Here is a 22,453-nt window from a genome sequence, read left to right as displayed (position 1 = left end):
TGGAGAGACGCCTCCAGCCCTTGGGAATCTCCCCCAGGGGGGACCGTTGCGCCGCCTTGGACCGCGCACTCCTGAGGGTGACCTCGCTCACGTCGTCCGCTCCCCCGCGCACCGCGGCCCCGTCCCTGCGGACCGCCGCGCGTACCCCCGCTTTCCGCCTCTTGGCCGCATCCCCGGCATCTCCGGACAACCACCCGCGATCCCCTTTCATCCCGCCAATTTTCCTTCCGCGGCGGATCATTGGGATCCCGCACGGCAATCCGGTAGGCCCGGCGGCCGGTTTTCCCCGCACGCTGCGGGAATCGCACCCGCCACCGGCAATCCGGCCGCCGACGCATGCGCGGCCTCTCAGCACGGTGAGCCGTCAATCCGTAAGCTGTGCCACGTCAGACGGTTGGCAGCGGAGGGGGCTCCCCACCGCAGGTAGGGGACGGACATGGCGATGATGCGGCTCCGACGCGAGGACCCGCGTGTCGTCGGGACGTTCCGGCTGCACCGCCGGCTCGGCGCGGGCGGGATGGGCGTGGTCTATCTCGGCTCGGACAAGCGCGGGCAGCGGGTGGCACTCAAGGTGATCCGGCCGGACCTGGCGGAGGATCAGGAATTCCGCTCCCGGTTCGCTCGTGAGGTCTCGGCCGCCCGGCGGATCCGCGGCGGCTGTACGGCCCGGCTGGTCGCGGCCGACCTCGATGCGGACCGCCCCTGGTTCGCCACCCAGTACGTCCCGGGCCCCTCGCTGCACGACAAGGTCAACGAGGGCGGCCCGCTGTCCCCCGCGCAGGTCGCCGCCATCGGCGCCGCGCTCTCCGAGGGGCTGTTGGCCGTCCATGACGCGGGCGTGGTGCACCGCGACCTCAAGCCGTCCAACATTCTGCTGTCGCCCAAGGGCCCGCGGATCATCGACTTCGGTATCGCCTGGGCGACCGGCGCCAGCACGCTGACCCATGTCGGTACGGCCGTCGGCTCACCGGGGTTTCTCGCCCCGGAGCAGGTGCGCGGGGCCGCCGTGACACCGGCGACGGACATCTTCGCGCTGGGCGCCACCCTCGCGTACGCCTGTACCGCGGACTCCCCCTTCGGGCAGGGAAGTTCGGAGGTCATGCTCTACCGCGTGGTCCACGAGGAGGCCCAGCTCGCCGGGGTGCCGGACGCCCTGGCGCCGCTGCTCGCCTCGTGCCTGGCCAAGGATCCGGCGGACCGTCCCAGCACGTTGTCGCTGTCGCTGCGCCTCAAGGAGATCGCGGCCCGTGAGGCGCACGGTCCGTCGGGCGGACCGCTGGAGAACGGGGCGGGCGCGGGGGCCGCCTGGCAGCATGCGGAGCGCCGTCCCACGGACCGGCCGACCGGGCAGCGGGCCGAGGAATACGCCCGCCAGCGCACCGAGCGGCGGACGGCCGGCAACTCCTCGCCGCGTCCGCACCCGTCCCGCCCCGCGGCTTCGCATGACGCGGGCTCCCGGCCGTCCGGCCCGGCCTCGGCCGCGGGGAAGAATCCGCGGAGAACCGGCGGACGTACGGTGCGCCGTGTCCCGGCCGCCCGGCCCTCGGGTCCTGGCGGTAAGCGCGCCCCGGTGCGTACGACGTCGGGCGGGCGGCGGCCGGGCCCTGACCGCCGGCTGCTGCGCCAGCGCATCATCGTGTTCGTGGTGGTGACCCTGCTGGTGGCGCTCGGTATCGCGGCGGCCCAGGGGTGCCAGGGGCCGACTCACGGTCTTGGCGTGGAGCGGCCGGCGCCGGTCGCCCCGGCCTGGGGTGCGGACGGGCCTTACGGGGTGGGGGAACAGAACCCCTGAGGGCCTGCGCGGACGGGCGGCGGGGCGAGCCGCGGCATCGAGTGGGCGCAAGCCCCGGAAACCTGTAGGTGCGAGGCCCGGTGACTGCCGGAGAGGCCTGCGCGCCTCGTTCGTTTCGGGTCGTCCGCTCGTTCAGGTCGTCCGCTTCGTTTCAGGTCGTCCGCGCGGCCAGCCTGCGCAGGGTCCGCGCGGAGGGTGATCCGGGGTCGGCCGTGATCAGGACGACCTCCTGGTCGTCCTCGGGCACGAGCAGGACGTCGCAGTTCAGGCGCAGCGCGCCGGTCTCCGGATGGTCCAGGGTCTTGGTGCGGTGCCCGGGAGCGTGGACCGGACGCGTCTGCCAGATCTGCCGGAACTCCGCACTGCCGGCGTGCAGTTCGGCCAGCAGGGCGGCCAGCTGCGGGTCGTGCGGGTAGCGGTCCTCGGCCCGGCGCAGCCGCGCCACCACGATGTGCCCGAACTCCTCGGCCCCGGAGCTCTCGTGCCTCCGCTCCCGGCCCAGGAAGCGGCGTCGGGCCAGGTTCGTCGTCCCGCCCGCGGGGTCGGCGCTAAGCAGTGTCCGGGCCAGGGGGTTCCAGGCGATGACGTCGTACGCGGCGTCGGTGACGACGGCACCGGTCTCCGGCAGTCGCTCCAGCATCCGGGCCACGTGCGGGCGCACCCGCCGCACGGCGCTGATGCCGGGCGGCGCGCTCGTACCCGCCAGGCGGAACAGGTGGCTGCGCTCGGCCGGTGTGAGCCGCAGCGCGCGAGCAAGCCCGTCCAGGATCCGGGCCGACGGCCGCGGCCCCCGGGCCTGCTCCAGCCGCGTGTAGTAGTCGACCGACATGTGCGCGAGCTCCGCCACCTCTTCGCGGCGCAGACCCGGTGTGCGGCGGTCGGTGCCCGTCGCCGCCAGGCCGATCTCGTGCGGACGCAGGGCCGCCCGGCGGTCCCGCAGGTAGTGGGCCAGTTCCTGCCGCGCCATGCCGCCTCCTCCCGCTGCCTGGTACAGGCTGTCCCTGGCAGGGCGCCCGCGGCCAGGGAAGTGTGATGGTCATGAATGGACGCACAGCTCTGGTCACCGGTGCCAACAAGGGCATCGGCCAGCATATCGCCCGGCTGCTCGCCGCCGAGGGCGTCACCGTGTACGTGGGCTCCCGCGACCCTGAACGCGGGCAGCGGGCCGTCGAGGAGATCGGCTCCGGGGCCCGTCCCCTGGTCCTGGACGTGACGGATCCCGGCGGCATCGCCCGGGCCGCGGCTCAGGTGGACCGCCTGGACATGCTGGTCAACAACGCCGGCATCTCACCGTCACTCGCCCCGCCGGCCGACACCGGCGTCGAGGAGTTCCGGCGCACCTACGAGACCAATGTGTTCGGGGTGGTGGCGGTGACCAATGCCTTCCTGCCCGCCCTGCGCCGGTCCCCGTATCCGCGGATCGTCAACGTCTCCAGTGGCACCGCGTCGCTGACCTGGAGCACCAGCCCCAACCCCCAGTTCCCCCCGGGAAGCGGGGGCGCCGCCGCCTACCGGTCGTCCAAGGCCGCCCTCAACGCCCTCACCGTCTTCTACGCCCAGACGCTGGCCGAGGACGGCTTCAAGGTCAACGCGCTCGCCCCCGGACTGCGGGCCACCGATCTCAACTCCCGGACCGCGGCCGGAGGCGACCCGGCCGAGGCCGCGCAAGGTGCCGTCCGCCTGGCCCTGCTGCCGGATGACGGCCCCACCGGTGGCTTCTTCTCCTGGGACGGAACGCCCGTGCCCTGGTGATCGGCCATGGGCGGCGTCGGGGGCGGGGGTTCCCACCGTGACGCGGGGCGGGCCCGCGGGGCGGGCCGACCGGGCAGGGCGCAGGCTCGCTCAAGGGGCGCCGGCCCGCCTGAGGGCACAAGGCCCGCCCCCTTAAGCGGGCCGCCCCGTCGCCACCGCGTAGAAGGCCACCGCGGCGGCCGCTCCGACGTTGAGCGAGTCCACGCCGTGCGCCATCGGGATGCGGACCCATTCGTCGGCAGCCCGCAGGGCACCGGTGCTCAGACCGCCGCCCTCCGCACCCAGCATCAGGGCGGCGCGCTCCAGGGTGTGCGGGGCGACTTCGTCGATGCCGGTGGCCTTCTCGGCCGGGGTGAGGGCGAGCAGGGTGAAGCCCGCTTCCCGTACGGCGGCCAGGTCCCGGGGCCAGCTCTCCAGGCGGGCGTACGGCACGGAGAACACCGCCCCCATGGAGACCTTGACCGAGCGGCGGTAGAGCGGGTCGGCGCAGTCCGGGGAGAGCAGCACCGCGTCCATGCCGAGGGCCGCCGCGCTGCGGAAGATCGCGCCGATGTTGGTGTGGTCGTTGACCGCTTCCATGACGACGATGCGCCGGGCCCCGGCGAGGAGTTCGGTGGCGTCCGGCAGCGGTTTGCGCTGCATGGAGGCCAGCGCCCCGCGGTGGACGTGGTAGCCCGTGACCCGCTCGGCGAGGTCCGGGCTGACGGCGTAGACCGGCGCCGGGACCTCGTCGATCACATCGCGCATCACATCGACCCACTTGGCGGAGAGCAGCATGGACCGCATCTCGTAACCGGCCTGCCGGGCGCGCCGGATGACCTTCTCGCCCTCGGCGATGAAGAGCCCTTCAGCGGGCTCGCGCCGGCGCCGCAGCTCGACGTCGGTCAGACCGGTGTAGTCGGCCAGCCGGGGGTCGTCCGGATCGTCGACGGTGATGATTTCTGCCACGGGAAGAGAGTGCCTTGTCGGTGTCGGGGTGCCAATGCCGCGTCGGGATCGGCTACCTGGGGGCAGGTGCGGGGGCGACGGTGACGACGTCGCCGACGACGATGACCGCCGGAGGACGGACGCCCTCGGCCCGTACGGTGTCGCCGAGCGTGGCGAGCGTGGCGTCGACCCGGCGCTGGGCGGCGGTGGTGCCTTCCTGGATGACGGCGGCCGGGGTGTCGGCGGGCCGGCCGTGCTCGATGAGCTTGGCGGCGATGGCGCCGCTGTTCTCCACGCCCATCAGGACCACGAGGGTGCCGCGCAGCTTGGCGAGCGAGGGCCAGTCCACGAGCGAGCGCTCGTCGTCGGGGGCCACATGGCCGCTGACCACGGTGAATTCATGGGCGACCCCGCGGTGGGTGACCGGGATGCCGGCGGCGCCGGGCACCGAGATGGTGCTGGAGATCCCGGGGACGACGGTGCAGGGGATACCGGCCTCGGCGAGCGCCTGGGCCTCCTCCATGCCGCGGCCGAAGACGAACGGGTCGCCGCCCTTGAGCCGGACCACGGCCTTGCCGGCCTTGGCGTGCTCGATCAGCGCGTTGTTGATGGCCTCCTGGGCCATGAACCGGCCGTAGGGGATCTTCGCCGCGTCGATGACCTCGACGTGCGGCGGGAGTTCGGCGAGCAGATCGCGGGGGCCGAGCCGGTCGGCGATCACGACGTCGGCCTCGGCGAGCAGCCGGCGGCCGCGGACGGTGATCAGGTCGGGGTCGCCGGGGCCGCCGCCGACCAGCGCCACGCCCGGGGTGTGCGGGCGGCGGTGGTGCGGGGCGGCGATGCTGCCGTCGCGCAGACCCTCGACGATCGCGTCGCGTACGGCGGCGGAGCGGCGCGGGTCGCGGCCGGTGAGCACGGCGACGGTGACGCCCTCACTGCGGCCGGTGGCCGGGGTCCAGGCGGTGGCCGCCTCGGCGTCGTCGGAGCGTACGCACCACACCCGGCGGTCCTCGGCCTCCTGGGACGCGGCCGCGTTGGCCTCCGGGTCGTCGGTGGAGATCAGGGCGTACCAGGCGCCGTCGAGGTCGCCGCCCTGGTAGCGGCGGCGCTCCCAGCGGATCTCGCCGGCGTCGGCCATCGCCTCGACGGAGGGGGTCGCGGACGGGGAGATCAGCAGCACGTCGGCACCCGCGGCGACCAGGGAAGGGAGCCGGCGCTGGGCGACCTGTCCGGCGCCCAGGACGACCACCCGGCGGCCGGACAGCCGCAGTCCGACGGGGTAGGCGGCGTGTTCGGCGGCGTGATCGGCCATGGCGGTAGGGCTCCTTGTGCGGATGCTGCGGGGTTCGGCGGCCGGCGCAGCCGCTGCGGCTCTGGAGCGGCTGGTGCGGGGGACGCCCCGGGGCGGTACGGCCCCGGCCCACAGCCTATGGGGCTGCGGGCCGGGGGTCATGCGGGGACGGTGGCTGCCCCGCTCAGCTCTTCTCGGTGACTCCGGCGGAGTCGAAGGTGGCGACCTCGTGCATGGCGCGGGCGGCGCTCTGCACCACGGGCAGCGCGAGCAGGGCGCCGGTGCCCTCGCCGAGGCGCAGATCGAGGTCGACCAGCGGGCGCAGACCCAGCTTGTTCAGGGCCGCGACATGGCCCGGCTCGGCGCTGCGGTGTCCGGCGATGCAGGCCGCCAGCGCCTCGGGGGCGATGGCACGGGCCACCAGGGCGGCGGCGCCGGCGCTGACCCCGTCGAGGATCACCGGCGTACGCAGCGAGGCGCCGCCAAGGATCAGTCCGACGAGGGCGGCGTGCTCCAGGCCGCCGACCGCGGCGAGGACACCGATGGGGTCGGCCGGGTCGGGCTGGTGGAGCTCCAGGGCGCGGCGGACGACATCGACCTTGCGGGCGTGCGTCTCGTCGTTGATGCCGGTGCCGCGGCCGGTGACCTCGACCGGGTCGACGCCGGTGTAGACGGAGATCAGCGCGGCGGAGGTGGTGGTGTTGGCGATGCCCATCTCGCCCGTGAGCAGCGCCTTGTTGCCGGCCGCGACCAGGTCACGGGCGGTGTCGATACCGACCTCGATCGCCTTGAGCACGTCCTCCTGGCTCATCGCCGGGCCGGCCGTGAAGTCGTCGGTGCCGGCGCGGACCTTGCGGGGCAGCAGGCCCGGGGTGGCGGGCAGGTCGCTCGCGACACCGACGTCCACGACACAGACCTCGGCGCCGACCTGGTTGGCGAAGGCGTTGCAGACCGCGCCGCCGCCCAGGAAGTTGGCGACCATCTGGCCGGTGACCTCCTGGGGCCAGGGGGTCACGCCCTGGGCGTGCACGCCGTGGTCACCGGCGAAGATCGCTACGGCGGCGGGCTCCGGGATGGGCGGCGGGCACTTGCGGGAGAGTCCGGACAGCTGCGCGGAGATGATCTCCAGCATGCCCAGCGCCCCGGCGGGCTTGGTCATCCGCTTCTGCCGCTCCCAGGCCTCGCCGAGCGCCTTGGCGTCCAGCGGGCGGATGCCCTGCAGGGTCTCCTGGAGGAGGTCGTGCGGGCTCTCGCCGGGCAGCGCGCGGCGGCCGTAGGTCTCCTCGTGGACGACCCAGGACAGCGGGCGCCGCTTGGACCAGCCGGCCTGCAGCAGCTCGGGCTCCTGCGGGAACTCGTCGACGTAGCCGATGCACAGGTAGGCGACGACTTCGAGGTGCTCGGGCAGGCCCAGTTCGCGGACCATCTCGCGCTCGTCGAAGAAGCTCACCCAGCCGACGCCCAGGCCCTCGGCGCGGGCGGCGAGCCAGAGGTTCTCGACGGCGAGCGCGGAGGAGTACGGGGCCATCTGCGGCTGGGTGTGCCGGCCGAGGGTGTGCCGGCCGCCGCGGGTGGAGTCGGCGGTGACGACGATGTTCACCGGCGTTTCGAGGATGGCCTCGATCTTCAGCTCGCGGAACTGCTTGGCGCGCGCCTTGGGCAGCGACTTGGCGTAGGCCTCGCGCTGCGCCGCCGCGAGCCGGTGCATCTTCTCGCGGGTCTCGTCCGAGCGGATGACGACGAAGTCCCAGGGCTGGGAGTGGCCGACGCTGGGGGCGGTGTGGGCCGCCTCCAGGACGCGCAGCAGCACCTCGTTGGGGATCGGGTCGCCGCGGAAGCCGTTGCGGATGTCGCGGCGTTCGCGCATCACACGGTGCACGGCGGCGCGCTCGTCGTCGTCGTACCCGGCGGCCGGGGACGGCAGACCGGCCGCGTCGGGTGCCTCGGTGGACTCGGCGACGGAGCCGTCGGGCGCCTCGGCGGACTGCTCAGCCGCGGTGTGCGGCAGGTCGTCGCCGAGCTGGACGAGTTCGGCGGCGTCCTGCTGCTGGGGCATCTCGTCGTCCTGCTGCTGGGGCGTCTCGTCGGCGGGGGCGTCGGCAGCGGGGGTGCTGTCCGGCGCGGATCCGGCCGCCGGGGGCTCTTCGGCCTTGGCCTGCGGAGCCGGGGCCGGCGCCGGGGTGTCCGTGGTGGACGGCTCGCCGGAGGCCTGGGCCGGGATGTGGACGGTGAGGAGGGGGGCGTCGGAGGGGTCGCCGGGGACCTGGGGTCCGTCGGCGTCCGCGGGCTCGAAGGTCTCTGCGGTCGGGGCGGTTTCGTCGGTCCCGGCGGGCTCGGCAGTGTCTGCGGTCCCGGCGGGCTCGTCGGTCCCGGCAGCCTCGTCGGGACCGGCAGTATCTGCGGCCCCGGTGGTTTCGGCCGGCTCGTCGGTCGGCCCGTCGGTGGCGGGGCCGGTGTCGGGGGTCGCTTCGGCTGCCGAGGCGTCCGGCTCGCCGGGACGGTCGGGGGCATCGGGACCGGCCGCTTCGGGCTGCTCCTCGACGGTGGTGTCCGCGTCCTGTGGCGCGGCCTGCGGTGCGTCCTGCGGTGCGTCCTGAGGTGCGGGCGCCTCCGCGGTCTGCTGCCCGGCGGCGTCGTCCACGGGGGCACCGGACTGCGGCTCTCCGGCGGCCGGTTCCTGCGCCTCGGGCGGCTCTATGACCGTCTGTTCCAGGGGCGCGTCGCTCGCGGTGGCGGACTCGGCAACGGGGACGTCGGGGGCGTCGGTACCGGAGGCGTCGGCGGGGACGGCTTCTGCGGGGGCAGCCTCTGCGGGGGCGGCGTCCACCGCCTCCGCAGGAGCCTCCCCGGGCCCGCCGGCGGGCTGCTCCTGGTCGGCGCTCTGCTCGTCCTGCGGTGCCGGAGCCGGGTCGGCGGTGACATCGGCCAACGGCTGTGCGGCGACGGGCTCTCCGGCCTGGGCGACGGCTTCGTCGGCAACAAGGTCCGGGGCCCCGACGGGCTGCGCCGGCAGCTCGGGCTCGGCTCCGGTTCCGGCTTCCGCCTCGGCGGGGCTGTCCTGGTCCGCGGGCTGCTGCACGTCCTCGGCGGCGGCCGTCCCGGGCTGCTGGGCGGCCGCGGCGGCTTCGTCCGGTGCGGACGGATCCGGTGCGGGCAGATCCGCTGCGGGCACGTTCGGTACGGCGGCCTCCGGCGCGGGGGCACCCGGCGCGGCCGTTCCGTCCTCACCGGTCACGGCCGCATCCGGCAGCGCCTCCGCAGCCGCCTCCTGCGGTTGCGCCTGCGCCGCCGTCTCGGCCCCGGCCTGCACGTCCAGCGCCTCCGGCGCCTCCTGCACCACATCCACCACATCGGCGGCTTCGGCAGCTTCGACGGCGTCCTCAGCGACGGCCGCGCCGTCAGCAGGCGTGGCTGTGTCCTCGGCCGGCAGCGGCATCGGCTGCGGCTGTCCGCCGGGCGCCGTGTCCTGCGGGACGGCAGGCGCGGGCTCGGCGACGGGTGCGACGAGTGCCTCGGGGGCGACGGATGCCTCGGGGGCGACCGTTTCTGCAAGGGGGACCGACGCCGCGGCCTGGGCCGCGGCCTCGTTCCAGGACGGCGCCTGCGACGGGATCTCGCCGAGCTGCGGGCCGGGCAACGGGCCCTGGCCCGCGGCCCCATAGGTCTGCTCGGCGGACAGCTGCCCACCGTAGGCCTGCCCGCCGTAGGACTGTTCACCGTAGGGCTGCTCGCCGTACGGCTGTCCGGCGTAGGACGCCGCCGCAAGGCCCGGCTCCGGTGCAGCCGCCTCTCCCAAGGGCTGCTCGGCGTACGGCAGACCCGTCTGGGGCGACGGCACTTCGCCCATCGCGGTCTCGGGTGCCCCGGCCGGAGCGTCGAAGTATTCGGGTCCGCCGGTGGGCGGTCCGGCGTGCCGGGCGGCGGGCTGCGCGGGCGCGTCGGCCGGTCCGCGGTCGGCGAGCGAACGGACCACTCCGCCGGTCGCGTCGGGAACGGGCGGGCCCATGTGCAGCGGACGGCGCGGGGGCGTGGCGGGCGCCGCGGCACGGGACTGCTGCGGTGCCGCGGGCTGCGGGATACGGACGGCGCCGAGGTCGACCGAACCGGAATCCCGGCCGCCGCTCTCGTGGTCACCGGCCGGGGCGGGCATCGGCTCGAAACCGGTGGCCCCCTGGGCGGCCGGGTCGTACGGCGTGCCCTGCGGACCCTGGTGGGTCTCCTGCGGCTGCGGGAGCGGCTGGGCCGCCGGCTGCTCGCTCCAGGCGCCCTGGGCACCCGGCATCAGCAGCAGATCGTCGTCCTCGGCGACGCCGTCGGCCTGGTCGACGTAGGGGTAGGTGCCGGGAGGGGGCGCCATGCCCGGCAGCTCCGTCGGTCCGGCGTCGGCAGGGGAGGGAGCGGCCGCCGGCTGCGGCTGCCCGGGATGTCCGCCTGCGTTCTCCGGCTGCCCCTCGCCCGGGACCTGGCCGGTGTCGGTCATGCGTACCCCTCGCCCATTGGTAGTGCTCCTTCCAACCGCTCGTGCGACGCGCTCGACCGGGGCGCGCCGACGCCCCGATAGCTAGAACGAGCGAGCACGCCTCGCGGCACGTCCGCTCTCCAGAGCTTCATATTCGGCCAAAACCACGGCATTTTCCGGATATTGGTGTACGAAGCCGAATGCGGAACGGCGGCGCAACGATCCGCCAGCCTACCCCGCGCGGGTTGCCGTGCTGGTCATGGGTGAGGAACGCGATAGCCGCTGAGCAAAAACACCACGGACCGCTCGCGTTCGACCCAGACGGAGGTGTCCAGGTCCACGGACTGCAGCAGCGCGCACTCGACGTCGTAGCCGCCGTCGGCCAGCGCCCGGCCCAGTACTTCGGCCTCGTCGCGGGTGGCGGCGTGGGTGACGATGCGTTCGGGGCGGCGGGCCGCGCAGGCGGTGACGACCTCCGCTCCCCCGCCGCCGACCCGGACCACATCGGGCTCGGGCAGGTCCTCCAGGACCTGCGGTGCCCGCCCGTGCACGACCTGGAGTTGGACGCCGTGGCGGCGGGCGAGGGCGGCCGCCCTTCCGCAGGCGTCGGGGTCGGCGTCCACCGCGATGACGGCGGCGCCGAAGCGCCCGGCCTCCACCGCGGCGGCTCCGCTGCCCGCGCCGATGTCCCAGACGAGGTCTCCCACCTGCGGCCCGAGGCGGGCGAGTTGCGCGGTGCGCAGCTGGACGGATTCCCCCTCGCCCAGAGCGCCACCGTAGGCGCCGGCCGGAAGTCCCCAGCCGCGCGCTCCCGTCGGGTGGCCGACCTCGCGGCCGGCGATCCAGCCGGTGCCCTGGGCCGCGGCGCCGCCGGGTGAACCCCCGACGACAATGACGACATTGGGGTCACGCCAGACATGGTCGGCGACCTTGTCCGATGTGAGTACCGTCACCCGCTCCCGGTCGGTGCCCAGGTCCTCGCAGATGACGAAGGTGCGGTGGACGCCGCCGAGCAGCAGGGCGAGTTCGGCGGGCCCGGCGCCGGGCGAGGTGAGCACCGCGACCTTGGTGTGGGCGCGGCAGACGTTCACCGCGCGGCGCAGATCGCGGCTGTGGGCGACGACGACCTGGGCGTCGTCCCAGGGCATACCGGCCCGGGCGAAGGCGGCGGCGACGGAGGAGACGGCCGGTACCACTTCGACTTCCAGGCCGTGCTCGGGTGCCCGCAGGGTGCGTACGACGCCGAAGAAGCCGGGGTCGCCGTCGGCGAGCACGACGGCGGTGCCACGGTGCTGGGCGATGCGGCGGGCGGCCAGGGTCACACTGCCGAGCCGGATCCGCTCGGCGTTCGGCGGGACTTCGGGCAGTGCGAGGTGGTGCGCGGCGCCGGCCACCAGGGTGGCGGCGCCGAGGGCGGAGCGGGCGGCGGCGGTCAGCGCGGAGCCGTCCCATCCGATCACCGTGACCCGGTCGGCCATGCTCGTCAGTCTCCTGGGGCTGCTGTGGTTGCGCGCGGGGGCGGCAGGCGGGCCGGCTGCGGGCGGCCGCAGGCCGGTGAGGTGCCGCTGGGGCGCTGGTCGCGCAGGTGCGCGGCAGGCCGAGGGTACCCCGAGAGGTACGGACCGCAGTGCGGACGTGGGGTCAGTTCCACTCGGGGTAGGAAAATGCGTTCTCCTCCGCCGGCCGGCCCGGGATCCCGTCCAGGTCCTCGGGCAGCAGGCTCCACACGATCAGATCGGTGCGGATGTCCGTCCAGCCGCCGTCCTCGGTGCGGCTGCGGACGATGAAGGCGTTGCGCAGCACGCCCTCGCTGATGCAGCCGATCTTCTGGGCGACCTGCTGGGAGGCGGTGTTGCCGGCGGCGGTGCGCAACTCGATGCGTTCGAATTTCTGGTCGTGGAAGAGCCAGTGGGCGACGGCGAGCGAGGCTTCCGAGGCGTACCCCTCACCGCGGGCCCAGGAGGCGACGACATAGCTGAGCTCGCTGGAGCGGATCCGCCAGTCGGTGTGACGCAGCTGGATCACGCCGACCAGGCGCTGGGTGAGGAACTCGGTGACCGCGAAGTCGATGCCGTGGCCCGAGGCCCGTTCGGCGGGGGCGTTCTCGGTGGTCCAGGTCCGCGCGGCGTCCTCGGTGTACGGCTGGGGTATCGCGGTCCAGGCGGCGACCAGCTCGTCGTTCATCATGGCGGTGAGGGAGGGCACGTCGGCCTCTTCGAACGGGCGCAGCACCAACCGGTCCGTGCTGATGGAGATGTCCGGAAAGGTGGATGTCATGCCGCTGCTCCCACGCCGTTGACTGTGGTGTTCCGGAACGTCGCGGGCTGTGAGACCGCGAGGTCACGGGCCGTCTTGACCGTCTTGAATGCACCAGCATGCAGCATCGGCCCGCGGGTGTGCACGCGCGTGGACCCCGGCCGCGCGCGTGCACGGATCCGGGGCCCGGCGGGCGCGCCTGCGGACGGTCACCTTCCGGTGACCTGCGCGGAGGCGACCGCACGTCCACACCCGCCCACCCCGAAGGGGGGGTGGGCGGCGGGGAGAACGTTCAGGACAGCAGCGGCGGCGTCAGCTCTTGGCGGGGCCGAAGGCCGGGATGACCGAGCCGTCCGTGTACTTGTCCTCGATGAACTTCTTGACCTCGGGGGAGTTCAGGAGCTTGGCCAGCTTCTTGATCCGCGGGTCGTTCTCGTTGCCCTTCTTGACGGCGAGGAAGTTGGCGTAGGGGTTGCCCTTCGCCTTCTCCAGGGCCAGCGCGTCCTTGGAGGGCTTGAGGTGGGCGCCGATGGCGAAGTTGCCGTTGATGATCGCGGCGTCGACGTCGTCGATGCGCGGCGCGGTCTGGGCGGCCTCCAGCTCAGTGATCTTGATGCCCTTGTCGTCCTTGACGTCGGTCAGCTTGGCGTCGGAGCCGACGCCGGGCTTGAGGGTGATCACCCCGTTGTCGGCGAGCAGCTTGAGCGCCCGGCCCTCGTTGGAGGGGTCGTTGGGGACCGAGACGGTGCTGCCGGACTTGAGCTGGGACAGCTTGTCGATCTTCTTGGAGTAGATGCCCAGCGGCTCGATGAGCACGTTCTGGACGGGCACGATGTGCGTGCCGTTCTCCTTGTTGAAGGTGTCGAGGAACGGCTTGTGCTGGAAGAAGTTGGCGTCGACCTGGCCGTCGTCGGTGACCTTGTTGGGGATCTTGTAGTCGTTGAACGGCTTGACGACGAGCTTGAGGCCCGCCTTCGCCGCCAGCTTGTTCTTGACGAAGTCGAGGATGGCGCCGTGCGGCGTGGGGCTCGCGGCAACGACGAGGGGGGCGTTCTTGTCGCCCTTGCCGGTGCTGGCGGTGGTGTCGGAGGGCGCGCTGCAGGCGCTCGCGCCGAGGGCGACGGCGGAGGCGGCGGCTATGGCGACGGAGATCTTGACGGTGTTGCGCACGAAGAGTGCCTCTTTCTTGTTCGCACGCGGGGGGTCACGTGCGGTGTCCGCCCGGCAAAGGGTCCGGGCTCAGGGGTGGAGCGATGGCTCCGGGGTGGGTCAGGCGGCCTCGGTGACGGCTGCCGGTTCCTCGGCGCGGGCACGGCGCAGGCCGATCCGCAGCGAGGTACGGGTGCCGCGCCCGGCGAGCCGGCGGACGACGACGTCACCGAGCAGCTGGACGAGGGAGACCAGGAGGATCAGCTCCACCACGGTGGCGATCATCAGCGAGGTCTCGTACTGCTGATAGCCGTAGGTGTAGGCGAGGTTGCCCAGGCCGCCGCCGCCGACCGCACCGGCGATCGCGGAGTAGCCGATCAGCTGGATGACGAGCGTGGTGACGCCCGCGATCAGCGCGGGCAGCGCCTGCGGGAGGAGCACCTTGAAGATGATGGTCCAGGTGCCGCCGCCCATGGCGTGAGCGGCCTCGACCAGGCCGCCGTCGACCTCGCGCAGCGCGGCCTCCACCAGCCGGGCGAAGAACGGGATGGCGGCGAGGGCCAGCGGGACCACCGCGCCGGTCGGGCCGATCGAGACGCCGACGAGGAGGCGGGTGAAGGGGATCAGCACCACGATCAGGATCAGGAACGGGAAGGATCGCCCGATGTTCGCGATCGCGCCGAGCACCTTGTTGATCACGACGTTCTGCAGGATGGCGCCCCGCTGGGTCAGGTGCAGCAGCACACCGACCGGGATGCCGAAGAGCACCGCGTAGAACGTCGACCACCACACCATGAACAGGGTGTCGAGGGTGTTGTCGTACAGCAGCGGCTGCATCTCGGACCAGGTCACTTGGCACCTTCCTTCTCCAGCGGGGCGCCGGTCGCGACGCCGCTCAGCGCGTTGTCGACGGTCTGGCCCGCCACATCCGCCACATCCACCTGGAGCCCCTGCTCGCGCAGGAAGCCGATGGGCACGACGTTCTCCTCGAAGCGGCCGGGCAGCTCGATGCGCATCCGGCCGACCTGCTTGCCGCCGACGGTGTCCATGGCGGCGCCGAGGATCGAGATGTCGACGTTGTAGGTGCGCGACAGCTCGGAGATCACCGGGCGGGTGGCGGCCGAGCCGTGGAAGGTGACGTCGACGACGGTGCGGTCGTCGGCAGACGGTTCGCCGCCGACCGGGAACAGCTCCCGGGCCAGCTCGGAGCCGGGGGTGGCCAGCAGCTCGGCGACGGTGCCCTGCTCGACCACCCGGCCGTTCTTCATCAGCGCGGCCGAGTCGCAGATCGTCTTGACCACGTCCATCTCGTGTGTGATCAGCACGATGGTCAGGCCCAGCTTGCGGTTGAGGTCGCGCAGCAGCTGGAGGATGGAGCGGGTGGTCTCCGGGTCCAGGGCGCTGGTGGCCTCGTCGGAGAGCAGCACCTTGGGGTCGCCGGCCAGCGCGCGGGCGATGCCCACACGCTGCTTCTGGCCGCCGGAGAGCTGGGCGGGGTAGGCCTTGGCCTTGTCGGCGAGGCCGACCAGCTCCAGCAGCTCCAGCGCCTTGCGGGAGCGCTCACGGCGGTCGACCTTGAGGATCTCCAGCGGCAGTTCCACGTTGTCCTGGACGGTGCGCGAGGACAGCAGGTTGAAGTGCTGGAAGACCATGCCGATGTGGCTGCGGGCGGCGCGCAGCTGGGCACTGGCGCGCTTGCCGCGCCCGGCGATGGACGTCAGCTCCTGGCCGGCGACGGTGACCGTGCCGGAGGTGGGGCGCTCCAGGAGGTTGAGGCAGCGGATGAGGGTGGATTTTCCGGCACCGCTCTGGCCGATGACGCCGTACACCTCGCCCTCGCGGACGTGCAGATCGACGCCGTCCAGGGCGGTGACTTCGCGGTCTCCTGAACGGTAGACCTTGGTCAGGCCCGTTGTGGTGATCACTAGGGAATTCCGTCACTGTCGAGTGCTCGGCGGCTCGCCCGCCGGGCACGGGGCATTCTTGCGAGTGCGGCAGAGGGGAACAGGGAGCGGCGGCGGGCGCGGGGCCCGGCTCCGGGTTCCGGTGACGCGGGGCGGCCGAGGGCGTCGGGAAGTCGACGTACGGCTCATGGCAGGGTCTCGCTTCGGGGCGCGAGGCTCAGGCGGGGGCCCTCAGCGGTCACACATTCGACACATGCAACGAGCACCGGGCGTCAGGTACGCCTCGGTCGCAGGGGTGCGGTTGCTCGTCGTGGTCATGGCGGCAAGTAAACCAGACAGCGGGACGGCGCAATCAAGCCAGTCCGAATAGCGGACACGTCTGACCAACCCGTGGACGGCGCCGCACGGCGCGCGGATGATCTCCACCGATCCGCCCGTGGCCTGCACGGATGCTGCCGGGAGCAGGGTGGTGGCGGCGCCCTGGGGCAGTACGTCCGCCCGGTGGGCTGTGGCCAACGCCACGGTCACCGCCGTGATGGTCGCCGTCCCGGTGGTTTCCGCCGCGGGGCAGCCGGCCACGGCGGGGCCGGAGGCGGCCGCCCGCCCGCCGCCGATTAGCATCGCCCCATGCCCCACAACCCCACGGCGCGCAGCCACGTGGCCCGGAGGTCCCGGTGATCGACGCGCTGACGATCGCGGTCGCGGTGACCGCTCTCGCCCTCGCCGCCTGGTGCGGCTTCGCCGCCTTCCGCGACCAGCCGACCAAGGACTGGCACTTCATCGGCATGGCCCTGGTATCGGTTCTCGGCCTGGTCCAACTGGCGGTCGCCGTCGTGCAGTTGGCGGGCGGAGCAACGCCGGACAAGGGCACCGCGCTCTTTGTCTCGTATCTGCTCGGGGCTGCCGCCTGTGTCCCGGCGACCGGGTTCATGTCGCTCTCGGAGCGCACCCGCTGGGGTTCGGCCACCGTCGCGGCGGGCGCCGTGGTGCTGGCGGTACTGGAAGTGCGGCTGTTCGACATCTGGGGAGGCGGCAGTGCCTGAGACCACGGCAACCACGGCGGCGGACGGCACCACGGCCACCGCCCCGGCACGGCGTTCCCTGGGCACCGGCCCCGGGCGCCTGCTGGTCACCCTCTACGGCATCTTCACCGTCGCGGCCGCCTCCCGCTCGCTCTACCAGCTGATCGCCCAGTTCGACCGGGCTCCGCTGGCCTACAGCCTCTCGGCGCTCTCCGCGGTCGTCTACGGGTTCATCACCTTCTCGCTGGTGCGCGGCGGTGAGGGCGCCCGCCGGGCCGCGATCGCCTGCTGTGCGCTGGAACTGCTCGGGGTACTCGGCATCGGCACCTGGACGCTGCTCGACCGGTCCGCCTTCCCCGACGCCACGGTCTGGTCGGACTACGGCATGGGCTATCTCTTCATCCCGGTCATCCTGCCCGTCACGGGGCTGCTGTGGCTGCGCCGGGCCCGTACGGAGCAGCCCGCCAACTAGGCACGTCTTCGCCCAGGGGACGCCTTCGCCCAGGGGGCGGCTTCCCGGAAGGGGGGCGGGTCCCGGCCGTGCAGCCGGGACCCGCCCCCTTCTCTCATGCCGGACGGCGTCACGCCTGGGCGGCGAACTCCTCCTGGCTCGGTTCGGCGGGCGTGGCCACGGCGGCGGCCTCCGCGCGGAGCTCCTTCTCCAGCGTCACCACGCTCAGCCGGGAAGTGCGCTGCTCGGTGCCCACGGGCGCATAGCCGCGGCTGCGGTACAGCCGCAGATTGCCCTCGCTGCGGTGGCCGGTGAACAGGCGGTAGCGGGTGGCCGAGCGCTCGGCCGCCAGCCGCTGCTCGACGGCGTCGAGCAGCCGCCCGCCCAGGCCGTGCCGCTGCATCCGCGGGTGCACGATGAGCTTGGCTATCCGCGCGGTGCCGTCCTCGTCGACCGTGCCGCGCACGGACCCGACCACCTCCTCGCCGAGCCTGGCCACCATGACGCAGCCCTCGCCCAGTTCGTCGCGCAGCGCCTGCAGCGTCTGGGTGAGCGGTTCGATGCCGTAGTCGTCGTACAGCGCGGCTTCCTGCTGGTAGCAGAGGTACTGGAGTTTGAGGATCTGCTCGGCGTCCTGGTCGGTCGCGGCAGAGATGGTCACGCTCGTGCCCATGCGCGTATGCCTCCCCTATTCGGTTCGTTGGTCCGGGCGCTCGAGGGTGAGAGGGGTGCGCCCGGAACGATGTGCCCTGACGGACGGCGCCGTGGGGTACCCGTCGCCGCCATGGCGTGGCTGACACTGCTCCTTCCGGGATCCCCGGTATGTGGCAGCGGCAATCTCCGCCGCGAGCATTCTGCGCAGGCATTTGAGGCGGACGGAACGGACCGGCACCGGGCTCTCCTGTGACATTCCCAACTCAGATGAGAGTGCGGGGAAGCCGGAGGAGGGCGCAGGGGAGACGATGCCGGTCCGGGCTCCGCCACGACGGCGGACCGCCGCGAAGAGGCCCGCGAAGGGGCCATGAAGGGCCGCGACGGGCCCCACGGGGTCAGCGCTTGCGGAACTCCGCGGCCGCCAGCAGCGCGGTGTCGGGGTTGTCGGAGAACAGGCCGTCGATACCGGTGCCCAGGAGCGCCTTGAAGAAGCGGAGGGAGTCGCCGTAGGCGTTCGGGTCGGTGCCGCGGCGCATGTCGGTCGGCAGGAAGGTGTTCTCGTTGCGGACCGTGTAGGGGTGCAGCACCAGCCCGGCGGCGTGCGCGTCCTTGACCACGGGGCTGGGCTCGCCGAGCTTGCCGTCGGCGTCCCGCGGGATGATCACGGTCAGGTCCGGGCCGATGCCCTGGGCGAACCCGGCGAGCCACTTCAGGCCCTCGGGCTTGACGAGGTCGGCCACGGTGCGCGGGTCACCGGTCGCCGTGAAGTCCCAGGGGCGGTCCTTGAGCGTGCCCAGCAGGACGACCTTGGGGCAGTCGACCAGCTTGTCCAGGCGCTGGAGGCTGCTCGGCTCGAAGGACTGCAGGAAGTTCGGGGAGTTCTTGCGGTGCCTGCCGTGCGCCCGCAGCGCCTTGGCCAGCCGCTCCTCCAGGCCGAGGCCGAGCTTCCGGAAGTAGGTGGGGTGCTTGGTCTCGATGTGCAGCCAGACGCGGCGGCCCCGCTTGCGGCCCTCACGCTCGGCCCACTGCAGGACCTCCTCGAAGGTCGGCACCTCCCACACGCCGTCGTAGAGGGTGTTGTGCTGGCGGGTGCCCGGTATGCGCTCCTTGGCGCGCAGGGTCTTGAGCTCCGCGAGCGTGAAGTCCTCGGTGAACCAGCCGGTCAGCTTGGTGCCGTCGACGGTCTTGGTGGTCTTGCGGTCCGCGAACTCGGGGTGCGCGGAGACATCGGTGGTGGCGGTGATGTCGTTCTCGTGACGGCAGACCAGATGCCCGTCCTTGGTGGGGACGAGGTCCTGCTCGATGACGTCCGCGCCCATGTCGAGGGCGAGTTGGTAGGAGCCGAAGGTGTGCTCGGGGCGGTAGCCGCTGGCGCCGCGGTGACCGACGATCAGCGGCACCGGCAGCTCCTGGGACACGCCCTCGCGGGTACGGGCGCTCGCCTGGCCGGCTGTCCCGAATACCGCCGCTCCCGCGCCGAGGGCCGCGGCCCCCAGCACCGTCCGTCGTCCCGGCTGCTGCCACTTGTGCATGCGCACGCTCCTTGTCCGAGTTGTCCGAGGTGTTTTCGTGTGTTCCAGGTGCTTCCGGGTGTTTTCCGGCGTGCGGTGAGGCGTGTTGCACACCGGCCCACGGAACCGGGCCGATCGTAAGCACGGACGGGTCATGCCGGGGAGACGCCCACCAACATAGGGGGGAACATGGAGGCAACACACGTCAACCGTGGGTCAACTGTGCGTATCGACCTCGTGAACCCGATGTGCGAGCCGGAGTGACCCGCGAGTATTGTGCTGGGCTGCAGAGATCTGCGCCCGCTTGACGTTGACCAGTCGCGACCCGGAGGGCCCGTTGTCCCGCATTGTGCTGAAGGCGATTCTCGGATTCGTCATGCGTGTCCTGTACCGCCCGAAGGTCGAGGGCATGGAGCGCATTCCGGCGACCGGGCCCGTGATCCTGGCCGGCAATCACGTCACCTTCATCGACTCGCTGTTCCTGGGCCTGCTGGTCAAGCGCCCGGTGTACTTCATCGGCAAGGACGAGTACGTCACCGGCAAGGGTGTCAAGGGCCGGCTGATGGCCTGGTTCTTCACCAGCGCCGGCATGATCCCGGTGGACCGCGACGGCGGGCACGGCGGGGTCGCGGCCCTGATGACCGGCCGCCGGGTCCTGGAGGAGGGCAGCGTCTTCGGCATCTACCCCGAGGGCACCCGCTCCCCCGACGGCCGTCTCTACCGCGGCCGTACGGGTATCGCCCGGCTCACCCTGATGACCGGCGCCCCCGTCGTCCCGTTCGCGATGATCGGCACGGACAAGGTGCAGCCCGGCGGCAAGGGCCGCCCGCGCATCGCCCCGGTGACGGTGCGCTTCGGTGAGCCGCTGGACTTCTCCCGCTACGACGGCATGGACCGCGACCGCTATGTGCTGCGGGCGGTCACCGACGAGGTGATGAGCGACGTGATGGAGCTGTCCGGCCAGGAGTACGTCGACATCTACGCCACCAAGGCCAGGGCCGCCTGACCCGCCCTCGCCCCGTACCACGGGCCCCGTCCGATTGCCGGACGGGGCCCGTGGTGCGTGTGGTGCTCCCGTGTATCAGCAGACACCCGCCCCGCTACGGCTCAGCAGGGCACTCGGAAGCCACCGGGCGCGCGCTGGCCCTCGGCGCCGCCGGTCAGCGCCGTACGCAGCGCCGCCTCGGGCCGCGGTACCACGCTGCCGTCGGCCTGCAGGAGTTGCTGGCGCTGGGTGATGGTGCCGGTGCGGGCGCCGGGCACCTGCGCGTTCTTGACCCGCACCCGGTTCAGCGGCGCGGGCGTGAGCTGCTTCTTGGTGCGGACGAAGGAGATGAAGCTCTCGAAGTCGCGGGTGTGCCGGACCGGCGCGGTGAAGCCGGTGAAAGCGCTGAAGCCGTCCTGGTTGATGAGGGTGTACGAGGGGGCGGCGAGGCGGTAGCGGCGGCCGGTGTCGAGTGCGGTGCCGTTGATGAAGACGTCGGCCGGGTCGATCCGCCGGCCGACCGGTCCCGCGGCGTCGAAGGTGTAGCGGACGTTGCCGGAGACCGCCAGCGGTGAGAAGCCGAGGCCGCCGCCGGCGGTCGGCGCCCACTGTTCCTCCAGCGCGTCATGGATCTGCCGGCCGGTGACGGTGACGGTGAGGATCGGGTCGCCGAAGCCCACGGAGTTCCAGGCCTGCGCGAAGGTGACGGTGCCGTCGGTCTCCTGGTCGCGGATCAGATCGCCGGCGATCACCGCCTGGCCGACCCGCGGGGCGACCGCGATCACGGCGAGGTCGGCGGGGGTGTTGGGGTGGTCGGCGGGGTCGTCCATCGGGCCGTGCGGCTGCCGGCCCGCCCACAGCGCCCAGTCGGCGACGAGATTGCCCATCGTGGACTCCCCCAGCGTGTTGCGCCGCCGGGTGAAGGAGTCGGTCTGGGTGCCGATCTTGGTGCGGGCGCGGCGGGAGCCGTAGTCCGCCCAGTAGCCGGCGATCGAGCGCAGCTCGGGATCCGGCGTCACATCACGGGTGTTGGGGTGGTTGGTGGAGGTGGTCAGCTCCCGGATGACCGCTCCGGTGTCCGGGTCGAGACGGAGGTTGATCTCGTTGATGATCTGCCCGTAGCAGCCGGCCTCGACGAAGGGGCGGGGGTCGCCGTTGGGGTCGGGCAGCATCATGGTGAAGGCGCAGTGCCAGTGGCCGGTGACGATGGCATCGATGTCGGGCGAGACGCGCAGCGCCAGTTCGTAGGCGGGTCCCGAGGGGTTCTTGCCGCTGGTGAAGTCGCTGCCGGCCACCGCGCCGTCGTGCATGCTGAGCACGATCGCATGGACACCGCGCTTCTTGAGCTGCGCGGCACAGCGGTTGGCGGTCTCCAGCTCGTCCAGGGTGCGCAGCCCCGGCTGGTAGGAGCCGGGGAACGACTCGGTGCCGACGGCGGTCAGATGGATGAAGCCGATCGCCAGCCGGCGGCCCCGGCCGGCGTCCACGTACTCGATGTTGTACGGCGCCAGGACGGTTTTGCCGGACGCGTTCCAGACCATGTTGGCGCTGTAGTAGGGGAACTGCGCGCCCTCGAAACGGCGCCCGGTGGAGTCCTTGAAGTCGTCGTCCCGTCCGACGACCGGAAAGTCGTCGCCGTCGACCATGTGCGAGGTCAGGAAGGCCGCCGACTTGTCGAACTCGTGGTTGCCGGCCGAGGCGAAGTCGAGGCCCATGGCGTTGAGCGCCTCGATGGTGGGCTCGTCGGCGAAGGAGGAGGCATCGAACTCCCAGCCGGAGAAGAGGTCGCCGGGGGCGAAGAAGAGCGAGTTGTCGCGGCCGTCTCTCAGCCGTTCCAGGTGGGCGGCCATATAGGCCACGCCGCCCACGGTGTACTTCTTTCCGCCGGCCCCGGTGATGACGGAGTTGGCGCCCGGGGCGCCCTGCAGATAGCCGTGCAGATCGGTGATGTTGAGGAGTTGGACGTCGACGTATTCGTCGGCGCCGGCCGCGTCGCGGGCGTGGCCGGTGGCGTAGGCGTTGCTGCCGATGGCGCTCGCGGTGGCCAGAGCCCCCGCGGCGGTGATGAAGGAGCGTCGTCCGATGTCGCGCACTGCGTCACTCTCCTGAACGAGCCGTCCGTAGGGGGACGACGGGAGAGTCAAGCAGGCCGCGCCGGACGGCCGGTCACCAGCGCACGTACCGGGCGTGAACAGGCGAGGGACAGTCGCCCCCAGGGCGTGTCCCGTGGATCATGGCCGGTGTACGGCACCGTGATCCACAGGACACGCCCTGAGGCGCGCTGGGTGCCCGCCGGACGG

17 protein-coding genes are annotated in these 22,453 nt (G+C 72.6%); 5 read left to right on the top strand and 12 right to left on the bottom strand.

What is annotated here, in order from left to right:
* Positions 1–436: 436 nt before the first annotated feature.
* A complete protein-coding gene (locus D9V36_RS35100; RefSeq protein WP_129297317.1) occupies positions 437–1,792 on the top strand; it encodes a serine/threonine-protein kinase in 1,356 nt (451 codons plus the stop codon).
* A gap of 151 nt (positions 1,793–1,943) precedes the next feature.
* Here the strand turns inward: D9V36_RS35100 and D9V36_RS35095 are convergent, their stop codons facing one another.
* Positions 1,944–2,759: a helix-turn-helix transcriptional regulator gene (locus D9V36_RS35095; RefSeq protein WP_129297316.1), complete on the bottom strand. Its 816-nt coding sequence runs from the start codon at positions 2,757–2,759 to the stop codon at positions 1,944–1,946.
* Positions 2,760–2,830: 71 nt separating this feature from the next.
* Between D9V36_RS35095 and D9V36_RS35090 the strand changes: the two genes are divergently transcribed.
* Positions 2,831–3,544, top strand: a complete 714-nt coding sequence (locus D9V36_RS35090; RefSeq protein WP_129297315.1) for an SDR family oxidoreductase — start codon at positions 2,831–2,833, stop codon at positions 3,542–3,544.
* 132 nt (positions 3,545–3,676) lie between these two features.
* On the opposite strand, the gene D9V36_RS35085 is transcribed toward D9V36_RS35090, so the two are convergent.
* The 8 genes from D9V36_RS35085 to D9V36_RS35050 all read right to left on the bottom strand — a co-directional run bounded on the left by D9V36_RS35085 (position 3,677) and on the right by D9V36_RS35050 (position 15,551).
* The gene (locus D9V36_RS35085; RefSeq protein WP_129297314.1) at positions 3,677–4,492 is read right to left on the bottom strand and encodes a TrmH family RNA methyltransferase; all 816 of its coding nucleotides are present in this window, start codon (positions 4,490–4,492) and stop codon (positions 3,677–3,679) included.
* A 52-nt stretch (positions 4,493–4,544) separates the two neighbouring features.
* On the bottom strand, positions 4,545–5,783 hold the full coding sequence (cobA, locus tag D9V36_RS35080) for a uroporphyrinogen-III C-methyltransferase (protein WP_129297313.1): 1,239 nt from the start codon (positions 5,781–5,783) through the stop codon (positions 4,545–4,547).
* Positions 5,784–5,946: 163 nt separating this feature from the next.
* A complete protein-coding gene (gene cobT / locus D9V36_RS35075; protein WP_129297312.1) occupies positions 5,947–10,242 on the bottom strand; it encodes a nicotinate-nucleotide--dimethylbenzimidazole phosphoribosyltransferase in 4,296 nt (1,431 codons plus the stop codon).
* 236 nt (positions 10,243–10,478) lie between these two features.
* Positions 10,479–11,699, bottom strand: a complete 1,221-nt coding sequence (cbiE, locus tag D9V36_RS35070; protein WP_129297311.1) for a precorrin-6y C5,15-methyltransferase (decarboxylating) subunit CbiE — start codon at positions 11,697–11,699, stop codon at positions 10,479–10,481.
* A gap of 163 nt (positions 11,700–11,862) precedes the next feature.
* Positions 11,863–12,498: a GNAT family N-acetyltransferase gene (locus D9V36_RS35065; protein WP_129297310.1), complete on the bottom strand. Its 636-nt coding sequence runs from the start codon at positions 12,496–12,498 to the stop codon at positions 11,863–11,865.
* Between the two features lie 291 nt (positions 12,499–12,789).
* Positions 12,790–13,647 carry a MetQ/NlpA family ABC transporter substrate-binding protein gene (locus tag D9V36_RS35060; protein WP_129297309.1) on the bottom strand — a complete coding sequence of 286 codons (858 nt, stop codon included), beginning with the start codon at positions 13,645–13,647 and terminating at the stop codon, positions 12,790–12,792.
* Between the two features lie 99 nt (positions 13,648–13,746).
* On the bottom strand, positions 13,747–14,478 hold the full coding sequence (locus tag D9V36_RS35055; protein ID WP_129297308.1) for a methionine ABC transporter permease: 732 nt from the start codon (positions 14,476–14,478) through the stop codon (positions 13,747–13,749).
* On the bottom strand, positions 14,475–15,551 hold the full coding sequence (locus tag D9V36_RS35050; protein ID WP_129297307.1) for a methionine ABC transporter ATP-binding protein: 1,077 nt from the start codon (positions 15,549–15,551) through the stop codon (positions 14,475–14,477). The genes D9V36_RS35055 and D9V36_RS35050 overlap by 4 nt, the downstream gene beginning before the upstream one ends.
* Before the next feature lie 653 nt (positions 15,552–16,204).
* Between D9V36_RS35050 and D9V36_RS35045 the strand changes: the two genes are divergently transcribed.
* Positions 16,205–16,573, top strand: coding sequence for a hypothetical protein (locus D9V36_RS35045; protein WP_129297306.1), 369 nt, complete (start codon positions 16,205–16,207; stop codon positions 16,571–16,573).
* Complete coding sequence (locus D9V36_RS35040) at positions 16,566–17,024, top strand: hypothetical protein (RefSeq protein WP_129297305.1); 459 nt, start codon at positions 16,566–16,568, stop codon at positions 17,022–17,024. The genes D9V36_RS35045 and D9V36_RS35040 overlap by 8 nt, the downstream gene beginning before the upstream one ends.
* Positions 17,025–17,133: 109 nt before the next feature.
* Here the strand turns inward: D9V36_RS35040 and D9V36_RS35035 are convergent, their stop codons facing one another.
* Together D9V36_RS35035 and D9V36_RS35030 are read right to left on the bottom strand one after the other, a co-directional pair.
* Positions 17,134–17,676 carry a GNAT family N-acetyltransferase gene (locus D9V36_RS35035; RefSeq protein WP_129297304.1) on the bottom strand — a complete coding sequence of 181 codons (543 nt, stop codon included), beginning with the start codon at positions 17,674–17,676 and terminating at the stop codon, positions 17,134–17,136.
* A gap of 376 nt (positions 17,677–18,052) precedes the next feature.
* A complete protein-coding gene (locus tag D9V36_RS35030) occupies positions 18,053–19,189 on the bottom strand; it encodes a glycerophosphodiester phosphodiesterase (protein ID WP_129297303.1) in 1,137 nt (378 codons plus the stop codon).
* Positions 19,190–19,505: 316 nt separating this feature from the next.
* On the opposite strand from D9V36_RS35030, the gene D9V36_RS35025 reads away from it, so the two are divergent.
* Positions 19,506–20,174, top strand: a complete 669-nt coding sequence (locus D9V36_RS35025) for a lysophospholipid acyltransferase family protein (protein ID WP_129297302.1) — start codon at positions 19,506–19,508, stop codon at positions 20,172–20,174.
* A 101-nt stretch (positions 20,175–20,275) separates the two neighbouring features.
* Here D9V36_RS35025 and D9V36_RS35020 read toward each other — a convergent pair whose 3' ends face one another.
* On the bottom strand, positions 20,276–22,246 hold the full coding sequence (locus D9V36_RS35020) for a bifunctional metallophosphatase/5'-nucleotidase (protein WP_129297301.1): 1,971 nt from the start codon (positions 22,244–22,246) through the stop codon (positions 20,276–20,278).
* Positions 22,247–22,453 lie beyond the last annotated feature (207 nt).

The organism is Streptomyces lydicus (assembly GCF_004125265.1).
GTDB classification, from domain to species: domain Bacteria; phylum Actinomycetota; class Actinomycetes; order Streptomycetales; family Streptomycetaceae; genus Streptomyces; species Streptomyces lydicus_C.
This window is presented reverse-complemented; position numbering and strand designations above follow the sequence as displayed.